Origin of the sequence: Chryseobacterium sp. SIMBA_028, from assembly GCF_046535285.1 — a bacterium.
In the GTDB taxonomy this organism is placed as follows: Bacteria; Bacteroidota; Bacteroidia; order Flavobacteriales; family Weeksellaceae; genus Chryseobacterium.
This window is the reverse complement of sequence record NZ_JAWRWZ010000083.1, coordinates 1-377: the sequence shown is the minus strand read 5'-3', so window position 1 is coordinate 377 and position 377 is coordinate 1. Positions and strand designations below refer to the sequence as shown.

The 377-nt window shown below is 40.1% G+C and carries 1 protein-coding gene; it reads right to left on the bottom strand.

From position 1 onward, the window contains the following. The coding region (locus tag SCA31_RS22640) for a fibronectin type III domain-containing protein (RefSeq protein ID WP_410699301.1) at positions 1–377 on the bottom strand (377 nt) is incomplete at both ends.

Below are 377 nucleotides of genomic sequence, written 5' to 3'. Positions count from 1 at the left end.
CATTTAAGATTCCATTATTGGCAAAAGACGTTAGATCTGCAATCTGTTCACCCGCTGATGGAGCTTCCATGAATGGCCAGTTTCCGACAAGACTTTGTGTTATTGCACGGAAATTCCACACATTTCCTGTTGCAAGACCGAGCGCATTGTTTGCATCAATTCTCCAATAGTAATTTGTTGCCGGACTTAAATTAGTAAGCTGATACGATGGTGTAGCAGAATAAGGTACCGTAGCGATATTAGTTAAATTTTGAGGATTCGTTCCAAAATAAACTGTATAGTTTGTTGTGTTTGCACTTCCTGTCCATTTTAAAAGCAAATTACCATTATTCAACTCAACGCCAGTATTACCATTTGCAGGAGTCGGGTTCGCTGCC